The organism is Sphingomonas sp., assembly GCF_040398505.1.
Taxonomy (GTDB): domain Bacteria; phylum Pseudomonadota; class Alphaproteobacteria; order Sphingomonadales; family Sphingomonadaceae; genus Sphingomonas.
Map to the genome: position 1 here is coordinate 25,047 of NZ_JBBATX010000020.1, position 9,287 is coordinate 34,333.

General features: G+C 65.4%; 9 protein-coding genes and 1 tRNA gene. 4 read left to right on the plus strand and 6 right to left on the minus strand.

From position 1 onward, the window contains the following. Nucleotides 1-32: 32 nt before the first annotated feature. A complete protein-coding gene (locus ABWP09_RS04635) occupies nt 33-941 on the plus strand; it encodes a prephenate/arogenate dehydrogenase family protein (protein ID WP_353203989.1) in 909 nt (302 codons plus the stop codon). On the opposite strand, the gene ABWP09_RS04640 is transcribed toward ABWP09_RS04635, so the two are convergent. The 4 genes from ABWP09_RS04640 to ftsE are packed head-to-tail and all read right to left on the minus strand — an operon-like array spanning nt 938 to nt 3,787. Next, nucleotides 938-1,648 (minus strand): lysophospholipid acyltransferase family protein, encoded by a 711-nt coding sequence (locus ABWP09_RS04640; protein WP_353203990.1) that lies wholly within the window; start codon nt 1,646-1,648, stop codon nt 938-940. The genes ABWP09_RS04635 and ABWP09_RS04640 overlap by 4 nt on opposite strands. Then, nucleotides 1,645-2,181: a YdcF family protein gene (locus ABWP09_RS04645; RefSeq protein WP_353203991.1), complete on the minus strand. Its 537-nt coding sequence runs from the start codon at nt 2,179-2,181 to the stop codon at nt 1,645-1,647. Before ABWP09_RS04645 ends, ABWP09_RS04640 begins: the two co-directional genes overlap by 4 nt. Beyond that, complete coding sequence (locus ABWP09_RS04650; protein WP_353203992.1) at nt 2,178-3,071, minus strand: cell division protein FtsX; 894 nt, start codon at nt 3,069-3,071, stop codon at nt 2,178-2,180. Before ABWP09_RS04650 ends, ABWP09_RS04645 begins: the two co-directional genes overlap by 4 nt. Next, the gene (ftsE, locus tag ABWP09_RS04655) at nt 3,068-3,787 is read right to left on the minus strand and encodes a cell division ATP-binding protein FtsE (RefSeq protein ID WP_353203993.1); all 720 of its coding nucleotides are present in this window, start codon (nt 3,785-3,787) and stop codon (nt 3,068-3,070) included. The genes ABWP09_RS04650 and ftsE overlap by 4 nt, the downstream gene beginning before the upstream one ends. A 165-nt stretch (nt 3,788-3,952) precedes the next feature. On the opposite strand from ftsE, the gene ABWP09_RS04660 reads away from it, so the two are divergent. Beyond that, a complete protein-coding gene (locus ABWP09_RS04660) occupies nt 3,953-4,657 on the plus strand; it encodes an MJ0042-type zinc finger domain-containing protein (protein ID WP_353203994.1) in 705 nt (234 codons plus the stop codon). Here the strand turns inward: ABWP09_RS04660 and ABWP09_RS04665 are convergent. Beyond that, complete coding sequence (locus ABWP09_RS04665) at nt 4,629-5,993, minus strand: MATE family efflux transporter (protein ID WP_353203995.1); 1,365 nt, start codon at nt 5,991-5,993, stop codon at nt 4,629-4,631. The two genes, ABWP09_RS04660 and ABWP09_RS04665, sit on opposite strands and share 29 nt — an antisense overlap. A 120-nt stretch (nt 5,994-6,113) precedes the next feature. Here ABWP09_RS04665 and ABWP09_RS04670 point away from each other — a divergent pair. Together ABWP09_RS04670 and ABWP09_RS04675 are read left to right on the plus strand one after the other, a co-directional pair. Further along, nucleotides 6,114-6,200 (plus strand) — tRNA-Leu (locus tag ABWP09_RS04670). 185 nt (nt 6,201-6,385) lie between these two features. Then, nucleotides 6,386-7,579, plus strand: a complete 1,194-nt coding sequence (locus tag ABWP09_RS04675; RefSeq protein ID WP_353203999.1) for an IS701 family transposase — start codon at nt 6,386-6,388, stop codon at nt 7,577-7,579. Between the two features lie 236 nt (nt 7,580-7,815). On the opposite strand, the gene ABWP09_RS04680 is transcribed toward ABWP09_RS04675, so the two are convergent. Then, nucleotides 7,816-9,287: recombinase family protein (locus ABWP09_RS04680; RefSeq protein ID WP_353203996.1), on the minus strand; the 1,472-nt coding region annotated here is incomplete at its 5' end.

Genomic DNA, 9,287 nt, shown 5'->3' on the forward strand with positions numbered 1-9,287 from the left:
CATAAGGCGGAGCATCCGCCACACGCCGCGCCATGCTGCCCTTCGCCCGCGTCACCATTATCGGCATCGGCCTGATCGGATCGTCGATCGCGCGCGCCACCCGCGTGGCGATGCCGACCGTGCGGCTGACCGGCTATGACGCCGACCCGGACGTCCGCGCGACCGCCGACGCGCTTCAGCTGTTCGACGATGTCGCCGACAGCAGCGGGGCGGCGGTGATCGACGCCGACCTCGTCATCCTGTGCGTGCCGGTTGGCGCAATGGGCGCGGCGGCGGCGGCGTTTGCCGCCGATCTGCCCGCCGACGCGGTGGTCAGCGATGTCGGCAGCTGCAAGGCCGAGGTCGTCCGCGCGCTGACCGAGGCGCTGCCCGGCGCGACGATCGTCCCCGCGCATCCGGTCGCCGGGACCGAGCGCTCCGGGCCGGACGCAGGGTTCGCCACGCTGTTTCATAAACGCTGGTGCATCCTCACCCCGCCCGAGGGGACCGACCCGCTGGCGGTCGAACGTGTCGCCGAATTCTGGCGCAGATTGGGCGCGGACATCGAGACGATGGCACCCGATCATCATGACCGCGTGCTCGCCATTACCAGCCATTTGCCGCATCTCATCGCCTATACGATCGTCGGCACAGCCTCCGACATGGAAGAGGTCACGCGATCGGAAGTGATCAAATATTCGGCGGGCGGTTTCCGCGATTTCACCCGCATCGCCGCCTCCGACCCGACGATGTGGCGCGACGTGTTCCTCGCCAATCGCGAAGCCGTGCTCGAAATGCTGCAACGCTTTTCGGAGGATCTGTCCGCGCTGCAACGCGCGATCCGCTGGGGCAAGGGCGACGAACTGTTCGATCTGTTCAGCAAGACCCGCGCGATCCGCCGCGGCATCATCGAACAGGGGCAGGACGATCCCGCCCCCGATTTCGGCCGCACGCACGATTAGCCCTGCGGCACATCCAGCGCATTGATCGCGGCATGCACGCGGCGCTCGGCCTCGTCGCGCGGCAGACCGGGCGGGATCGGCTCGCCGAAGCGGAAGGTGACGGTGCCGGGGATCTTGGGCCCGTGTTTGGGCCAGACCTTCCCACTGTCGATCGCCACCGGGACCACCGGAATTTTCAGCATTTGATAGAGCCCGGCAAACCCCGCGCGCAGCGGCGGTTGCTCCCCGGGCGACACGCGCGTTCCCTCGGGAAAGATCAGGATCGAGCGGTTTGCCGCCAGCGCCGCGCGCGCCTCGCGCAACATCCGCCGCAGCGCCCCCGCCGACGCCTCGCGATCGACGACGATGACGCCATAGCGCCGCGCCGACCAGCCCCACACCGGGATGTCGGCCAATTCCTGCTTCATCACAATTGCCGGGTTGCGCAGCATCCGCCCGAGTTCGAGCGTTTCGTACATCGACTGATGCTTGGCGGCATACAGCACCGGCGCGCCGCCGAACGCCATGTCCCCAAAGCGCCCCCCCTCGATCCGCTGATCGATGTGGAGGATGTGGCGCGTCGTCCAACCGTGCCAGCGCGTCCAGAAATGCGTATGCGCGACCAGCGCGCGCCAGCCGATCAGCGCCGAAATCGGCGTGGTCAGCACGATCGGCACCGATCCGCCATAGAAAAGCAGCTTGAACAGCAAGTTGCGCAGGCCGTTCATGACCCACGCCCGATCAGCAACGCGGCTTTGCGCACGATCAACTTGTTATATTCGCCCAGCAACACGGCATAGCGCGGGCTGCTCGGCACGCCGTCTCCGACCACGGTGGCATCCCCGTCGAGCGCGTTTACCAACTCAAGCTTTGCGCGCGCCAGATGCCAGTCGGAGGTCACCAGCCGCACCGTCTTGTAATCGTGCGAACGCAGCCAGTCCGCCGTCTCATCCGCGTTCGAGCGGGTATCGACCGCCTCATGGCCAAGGTCGATACAGCAGCGGAACAGCGCCGGGCTGACCTTATATTCGTGCGCCAGTTCGTTCGGCCGTACTTCGGGCGCGACCCCGCTGATCAACATACGCTGCGCCGCATGCGCCTCAAGCAAGCGTAAGCCGCGGTCGATTCGCCCCGCGCTGCCGGTCAGCACGACAATTGCATCGGTCTTGGGCCCGGCGAGCGGTGTCGGCATCGTCGCCAGATAGATCCCAAATCCGGCCAGATAGAGCAGCACCAAGCCGGCAAGGACCCGGACGATCACAGATAGCGGCCGAGCGTGGTGAGGACGGCTTGCCGCGCCGCAAGCGTGGCGAGCACGGCAAAGGCGACCGGCAACCCGCCAAGGACGACCCAGTCGCGCAGGCTCAAGGCGAGGCCCGCGAGCAAATCCGATCCCAAAGCCGTTAACTGCACGCCGACCAACGCGATCACGCCGATCGCGATCACCGTCCCGATCACCCCGCCAAGCAAGGTATCGATCGCGATCCGGCGCTGGAACAGCCGCGCGACCTGCACATCGGTCGATCCCAGCATGTGCAGCACTTCGATCGTGGCGCGGTGCGTCTCGAGCCCGGCGCGCGCGGCGAGGATCACCACCGCCGCGGTCGCCGCCGCCATCAGCACGACGAGGGCGGCGGCAAGCCACGTCACCATCGCCATGAAATCGCGCACCGGCGACATCCAGCTTTCGTGCCGGTCGATTCGCGCGGACGGCGCCGCCGCGCGCACCGCCGCGCTGACCCGCGCGACCGCCGCATCGCTCGCCACGCCCAGATCGACATCGATCATCGCCGGGATCGGTAAATCGGGATCGGCCCCGTCGGCGCCAAGCCATGGGCGTAACAGCGTGGCGAGTTTGGCATGATCGACCTCGACCGCGCGCGTCACTTCCGGACTGGCGCGCAACGCTGCGAGCGCCTGCGTCGTCTGGCCGATGCGCTTCGCGTCAACCGCCTCGACGATCTGCACCGTCAACCGCCCGGCCAATTGCCGGTCAAGCAACGACGCCGCGCTGAGCGTACCGAGCCCAAGCGCCGCGGCGAGCACCGTCAGAAACAGCATGATCGCCATGATCCAGGTCATGGCGCGCGTGCCGCGGCTCTCGTCGAGCAAGCGTCGCTCCGCCACCGATGCGATCATCGCCACGCTCATTCCGGACTGCCCGAAGTCGCATTGGGTGGGGGAAAGCGCAGCGATCCGGTCGGATCGAGCAACCGGCCCTTGTCGAGCCGCATCATATGCGCGTTCTGGATCCGCCCGAGCAGATGGAAATCGTGCGTCGCCACCACCACCGTTGTGCCAAGCCGGTTGAGCGAATCGAACAAATGCAGCAGCCGTTCCGCCATGTCGGGATCGACGTTGCCGGTCGGCTCGTCCGCAACGAGGATTTCGGGGCGGCCGATCACTGCGCGCGCAATCGCCACGCGCTGCTGCTCGCCGCCCGACAGCGTCGGCGGCTTCGCCTCGACGCGGTCGGACAGCCCGACCCAGGCGAGCATTTCGCGCACCGGCGCCTCGACATCGCTTTCGGGCACGCCCGATACGCGCAAGGGCAGCGCGATATTGTCATAGGCCGACAAATGCGGGACGAGCCGAAAATCCTGGAACACCACGCCGATCCGCCGCCGGAACCCGGGCAAGCGCGCGCGCGGCAATGTCACGGCATCCTCGCCGAACAGCTTGATGCTGCCGCGCGTCGGGCGTTGCGACAGATAGAGCAGCTTCAGCAACGAGGTTTTCCCCGCGCCGCTTGCTCCGGTCAGAAAGTAAAACGCACCGCTCGACAGCGTGAAGCTGACGTCGGACAGCGTCTCCTGGCCGCTGCCGTAGCGCAGCCCCACATTCTCAAACTGGACGATATTCGCCATGGCGGCGCGCATTGCTCGCTTTAGTGTTTGATGCCCCGCGCTCTGCATCGCACGATCGCGACACCGGCGACAAGCGCGCAGGTGCGCGAACCCTTGCCTAGCCTGCGCTACCTTGCGTAGATTCACCATGTTGCCAGCGCCCGCGAACGGAGCCAAGACGCACCCATGATCCTCGAATGCACCGAGTGCCGCACGCGATACCTCGTCCCCGACTCGTCGATCGGGGCGGACGGACGCACAGTGCGCTGCGCCAGCTGCAAGCATAGCTGGTTTCAGGCCGGCGTTCCGATGCTCGATCTGGTCGCACGCGCCGAAAATCTGACGGTCGCGCCCGCGCCACTGGCATTTCCGGCCGAACCCACCCCTGCCCCCTTGCCGCCACAGATCGCGCCCCCCGGCACCTATCCCGAATATGACGCGTTCGCGCACGAACCGCCCTTCCGCCCGCGCCGCAACCCGGCGCGGCGCTGGACGATGGCTGCCGTCGCCGCCGGGACGGCGATGCTCGCGGGCGTCGGCGGGCTGGCCTATTCGGACGCCCCCGGCTTTGCGCGCGACCTGTTCCGCCCGGTCGCGCCGACCCCGCTCAAGCTCGTCTCCAAGCCGGTCGACCGGCACACTTTCAACGGCAATGAGATTTTCGCGGTCAGCGGGTCGGTGCTCAACCCAACCGACACACGCCAGGCGATCCCCGACATTCGCGCCGATTTGCGCGATGCACAGAAACGGATCGTGTTCAGCTGGATGATCCGGCCCGAAGCAGCGACGCTCGCGCCCAAAGCGCAAATTCAGTTCAACAGCGCGAAAATCGACGTACCGGTCAACGCGCAGGAACTGGTGCTCAGCTTTTCCGGCGAAGTCGCCAGCTGACCAGGCCGAAGCGCGCGCCGTGCAAGGCGGCCGCAGCGATCATGCCCAGACCCGAGGCATAGACCAGCCCAATCGGCCCTGCGCCGCTGTGCACCAGCAGCCAGCCCGCCCCACCGGTCACGACGAAGAACGCCGCGATGCTGTTCACCCCCGCCGCAACCTGATCGCCGAGCGAGCGCAGCGCATAGACGATCACCACTTGCACGCCATCAAACAGAATGAACGGCGCCCATATCGGCAACATCGCCAGCGCTATCTCGTGGACGCCTGCCGCTGCTGGAAACGCCGCGACGATCGGCCCGCGTGCGACGACGATCAGCACCGCCAGCAAAGCGGTGAACACCGCCGCCAGCCCGACCGCGATCAGCGTGCGCGGGATCGCCAGCGCGGGTGTCCCCTCGCCCACGGCATTGCCCACGCGCACGCCCGCCGCCGACCCAAGCCCCAAGGCGACGCCGAATGTGACGTTATGCACCGAGAAGACGATCTGAAACGCATGCGCCGTCACCGGCCCGAACCCGGTCGATAGCGCGATCAGGATCGAGAAACCGGCCAGCTCCAGCCCCGAGGCGAGCGCGGGAATCGCGCCGAACGTCGCCAACCGGACCGCCCCGGGCACCGCGGCAGCCCACGCCACCGCCGACATGTCGCGAACACCGCGTTCCCGCGCGCGCGGCGTCGTCCAGGCCGCCGCGAGCATCAGCACCGCGCCGATCGCCGAGGCGGTTGCCGTCGCTGCCGCCGCGCCGACCGCGCCCAGCGCAGGGAAACCGAGATGCCCACCCGACCACGCCCAGGCGAGCAGCGCGTTGAGCGGCAGGATCGCCAGATTGACCACCATCACCCGCTGCGGTCGCGCGATCCCCTCAAGGAAGAAACTTGCCGCGATCATCGTCAGCTGGAAGGGATAGGACAAAGCCATGACGCGCACGACGCGCGCCGCCGGCACGACCAAGGCGGGGGCAACGCCGATCCCGCCGAGCAGCGATTCGGCAAAAAGTCCGAACCCCAGCGCCCCGAGCAACCCGAGCAGGACCGCCAGCACCAACCCGTCGCGCAGCGTCGCGCCCGTCTTCGGCAAATCCCCCGCCCCATCGGCGCGCGCCGTAAAAACCAACGTCCCCGACAACCACGCCAGCCCGGCGACAATCGTCACGAAGGTCAGCGCGCGACTCGCGCCGAGCGCCGCGACCTGATCGGTTCCGGTCAGCCCGACGACGACGATGTCGGTCACGCTCAGGATCGTCCAGTTGAGGCTGGTGAGCATCACTGGCCAGGCCAGCGCGAGCAAGCGGCGCGTCTCGGCAGACCAAAGGGAGCGGCGCGGTGTGGACATCGCGGCGTGCTAGCCGGATCGCATCGTTGCCGATAGGGCGCGATTGGCGTTGCGCCCCGCGCAAGCCTTTGCTAGGGGCGCTCCCCTACCAGCTGCCGGGCGTGCCCGGCGATGTTACGTGCGGCCGTGGCGGAACTGGTAGACGCGCAACGTTGAGGTCGTTGTGGGCGAAAGCCCGTGGAAGTTCGAGTCTTCTCGGCCGCACCACTCATTTCTGAATCGCTTCCCCTACCGGAGGCCCCGCGCGATCAGTCGCGAGAACTGGCGCAGTTCTGCGGCATTTCCCGCGCGCTGCAATTGTGGGTGCAGTCGGAGACTGGCAGCCTAGCATTACAGTTGCATAGTTGATCGAAGTCTGAATCAATGGGTCTCCATGGTAGGAGGCTGTGGTGATGGGTGCATCGATCGAGACGACGCTGGAGCTTTGGGCTTCTTCTTTGAGGGATGTAAAGGCTCGGATGAGCGGGCTGTTCACGCAAGAGCGTGTGGCGGCTTCGGCCGGATTTTTCCTTGATGGGTTGCTGGGTGACGAGCGCCGCAAGACGGGGTGGATGCGGGCTGAAGCAGCAGGCGATCCCGGACCCTGGCGCCAGCAAGCCATTCTGGGTCGCGGCCGTTGGGATGCCGATGAATTGCGCGACATCGTGCGCGGCTATGTGGTCGAACATCTTGGCGCTGACGACGCGGTTCTGGTGATCGATGAGACGGGCTTTCTCAAGCAGGGCAAGGCATCGTGCGGCGTGGGACGCCAATATACTGGCTCTGCCGGCAAGATCACCAACTGCCAGATCGGCGTCTTTGCAGCCTATGTGTCCACGCGTGGCCATGCTTTCATAGACCGCGCTTTGTATTTGCCGAAAAGCTGGACTGGTGATGCCGCACGGCTCGCCGCGGCTCATGTTCCCAGTGACACGGCATTTGCCACCAAGCCGGCGCTGGCGGTGCAGATGATCCGCCGGGCTATCTCGGCAGACGTCCCGTTCTCCTGGGTCGCAGCGGACGCGGTTTATGGTGTTGGCGACGTCGAGCAGGCGCTGCGGCGTGCTTGCAAAGGCTATGTGCTGGGCGTCAGGTCCGATCATCATTTTGGCTCATGGGCAGGCAAGCCAGCAATCGCTGGCACTGCTGCGGAAATTGCTCGCGATCTTGCCCCTTGCGCATGGCAACGTCTTTCGGCCGGCGAGGGCACGAAAGGTGCGCGGCTTCACGACTGGGCGTACCTCGAACTCGCCGATCTCCATGCCGACGAATATGACGAGACGAAATCCGGCCTGTGGACCCGTGGCTTGCTGCTCCGCCGCACCATAAGTGGCGGCGAAATCGCGTTTTTCACGACGTGGTGTCCCGCCGGAACAGGCATCCAGGCCCTAGTCGCCGTCGAGGGTCACCGCTGGGCGATCGAGGACAGCTTCGAGACCACCAAGAACGAACTCGGGCTCGACCACAACGAGACCCGATCCTGGCATGGCTGGCACCGGCATGTGTCCCTCGTGATGCTGGCGTTCGCTATGATGGCAGTCATCCGCTGTCGCGCGAACACCGTGACGCCCCCAAAAAGACTGAGGACCAGAATCATCCGGATCTGATCCGCTGGTCGATACAGGAAGTACGCCGCATCGCCATCCGGCTCGCACAGCGCCGCATCCAGCCTGCCTATATCATTGCATGGTCATGCTGGAGACGTGCCCACCAAGCCGCTGCACGTAAAGCTCACGTCAAATCTAAAATGCAACTGTAATGCTAGGGGCAACATTGGTGCTCGACACGGCCCCCGTCTCTAGCGCCCAAATCGTGACTGCAATTGAATTATGGGGGTTTGGGCTCAGCCGAAACCAAGCAGCGCGCGCTGAGCGGGCCAATCGAGCGGGAGGTCGATTGCCTGCAAAATCCGCACGGTGAGCGTGGGCGGCTGCTGCCCTTCGACAATGGCGGAAACAATAATTGGCGCTAGGCACGCCAAGGCTGAAAGCTTGCTGAGGCGCGTGCGGCACCGACGATGGGCCGCAGCGATGGCAGCGATCGATTGATCCGGGTGCGCAAGGAGGATCTGCCGAGCCTGATGCGCTTCGGCGATCAGGGTAACGAGCTTCTCATCGCGTGAAGCGCGAGTGCTATCGAAGACTTGCGGACCCGGGATCACCAAGCGGATCTGATGCCCGCGCCGTATGCGCATAGCGGGAAACGTCAGGAGCAGCGACCGAGTCGGGACCTCGACGCTGGCGTCCATCCCCAGTGCTTTGAACAGACAGGCTGGGTCGATTGTGAGGTCGATCGCCTCTTCTTTCAAGTTGATGCGCGTGATGGAACCCGTAAGCAAAACAGCTCGATCCGCTGCGGGCCCGCTCCGTAGGGTGGTGGCGGCGAGGTCTGCCCTGGCCAGCAAGTGCTGGACGACATCGGCGGGAGCGTACCTGGTCAGATCACAGAGCGACTGCTTGTCTGTCAGCAGTTCACCGAGTCGATCACAGACTAACCGCTCGAGGTCGTGCGCAGAGACGCGCCATGCTGGTTTATCATCGAATTGATCGCCGCGGGTGATGTAATAGCGATACCGCTTACCGGGCTTGGTAGCGTGGCTCGGGGTCATCGCCCTGCCCTCTCCGTCAAACACGAGGCCGACCAGCAGGCTTGGCTGCTGACTGCGCAAGCGCCGCGATGTCCCCGAGGCGTTGGCCTGCAACTTTGCCTGAACCGCATTCCACAAGTCTTCGTCGATTATGGCGGCATGTTCGCCGGCGAAATGCTCGCCCTTGTGGACCATCTGGCCGAGATGAACCCGGTTCGACAGCAAGTGATAGAGCGTTCCGCGCCGGAAAAGACATCCGCCTCGGTGCGGGCCGCTGGTGCGCCCCTGAAGCTTGGTGCGATGTCCTGCCTGGTTCAGCGCCTCGGCCAGTTCGACCACCGAGGCGAGCTCCAGATAGCGCTGGTAGATATGTCGGACGAGGTCTGCCTCGGTCTTGTTGACCACCAGCTTGCGCGCCTCGACGTTATAGCCAAGCGGGACGGGCCCACCCATCCAGAGCCCCTTGCGTTTGGACGCTGCGATCTTGTCGCGGATCCGCTCGCCGGTCACTTCGCGTTCAAACTGCGCGAAGCTTAGCAGCATGTTGAGCGTTAGCCGTCCCATGCTGGTGGTCGTGTTGAACGACTGAGTGATCGAGACAAAGCTGGCGCCCGCTTTGTCGAGGATCTCGACGATCTTGGCAAAGTCAGCGAGACTGCGGGTAAGCCGATCGATGCTTTCCGCCAGTGTCGACGGTGCGGCGCTATTTCTACGCATGGCGGAACACC

Excerpts from the sequence above, each read along its gene's own strand:
- ftsE (WP_353203993.1), bottom strand. The coding sequence starts at position 3,787 with ATGGCGAATATCGTCCAGTTTGAGAATGTGGGGCTGCGCTACGGCAGC.
- ABWP09_RS04635 (WP_353203989.1), top strand. The coding sequence starts at position 33 with ATGCTGCCCTTCGCCCGCGTCACCATTATCGGCATCGGCCTGATCGGA.
- ABWP09_RS04665 (WP_353203995.1), bottom strand. The coding sequence starts at position 5,993 with ATGTCCACACCGCGCCGCTCCCTTTGGTCTGCCGAGACGCGCCGCTTG.
- ABWP09_RS04660 (WP_353203994.1), top strand. The coding sequence starts at position 3,953 with ATGATCCTCGAATGCACCGAGTGCCGCACGCGATACCTCGTCCCCGAC.
- ABWP09_RS04640 (WP_353203990.1), bottom strand. The coding sequence starts at position 1,648 with ATGAACGGCCTGCGCAACTTGCTGTTCAAGCTGCTTTTCTATGGCGGA.
- ABWP09_RS04650 (WP_353203992.1), bottom strand. The coding sequence starts at position 3,071 with ATGAGCGTGGCGATGATCGCATCGGTGGCGGAGCGACGCTTGCTCGAC.
- ABWP09_RS04675 (WP_353203999.1), top strand. The coding sequence starts at position 6,386 with ATGGGTGCATCGATCGAGACGACGCTGGAGCTTTGGGCTTCTTCTTTG.